The sequence below is a fragment of the Paraburkholderia sp. J69-1 genome (assembly GCF_905220255.1).
Lineage (GTDB): Bacteria > Pseudomonadota > Gammaproteobacteria > Burkholderiales > Burkholderiaceae > Paraburkholderia.
In genome coordinates, this window is the sequence record NZ_CAJMZG010000087.1 from 1 (window position 1) to 559 (window position 559).

The 559-nt window shown below is 58.3% G+C and carries 1 pseudogene; it reads right to left on the reverse strand.

The window, feature by feature from the left end:
• Nucleotides 1-559: pseudogene (locus U5A67_RS40490) on the reverse strand (IS5/IS1182 family transposase); the annotation flags it as partial.

Genomic DNA, 559 nt, shown 5'->3' on the forward strand with positions numbered 1-559 from the left:
GAGCTTCTTCTTGCCCATCGCTTCGCGCGCGGCTTTGGCCATCGGGCTGAGCTGAGCGCGGTCACTACCGACGTTCGTCACTTCGTCTGTCACGATGAGGTGGTGCTTCGTATCAACAGCCACCTGAACGTTGTAGCCCACGACACCTGTGCCCTTGGCTTGCGACATCATCGAACGTGAGTCGGGATCAGTCAGCGAAACCTGTTTTTCCGGTAAATCATTCAACAGTTCCGCGGCCCGATCCAGATCGCGCATCTGCTCGCGCAGCGTCTCGATCTTTTCCCGCAGCCGTTCGGTTTTCGCTTCGACCTCTGCGGGTTGCGTGCGATCAGCAGTTTCCAGCGCATCCAGATAGCGCTGGATGCTTTGCTCGATCTGCTCCTGGCGCTTGGCGATCTTGTTGGGCGTGAAGTTGTTATCGCGGCTGTTGACCGCCTTGAACTTGCTGCCGTCGATGGCTACGACTGCTTGCGTGAACAGCTTCAGGTCGCGGCATATCACCACGAAGCGGCGGCATACATTGCGAATGCCGGCGCCATTGCTACGTCTGAACTCGGCG